A 238-nucleotide genomic window follows, 5' to 3' on the forward strand; every position below is an offset into this window, starting at 1 on the left:
ATGCTTATTGTAAATCCAGTTGATTACTGGGCTAAAATTTATGGTTACACTACACGTCCTAATGCGGATGGAACTTACGCTTACAATGTTCTTCCTATTCCTGGTTCAATCGTTAAATCTCACGCTGTTCCAAAAGGAAAAATGGTTGTAGGTATGGCGAAAGACTATTTCTTAGGATTAGGTGGAGCACAACGTTTAGATGTGTACGACCAAACTCGTGCTATCGAAGACGAAGATT

The 238-nt window shown here is 39.5% G+C and carries 1 pseudogene; it reads left to right on the forward strand.

The window, feature by feature from the left end:
• Nucleotides 1-238, forward strand: a pseudogene (locus SB775_RS33540) (phage major capsid protein); the annotation flags it as partial.

The organism is Peribacillus sp. SIMBA_075 (genome assembly GCF_046534585.1).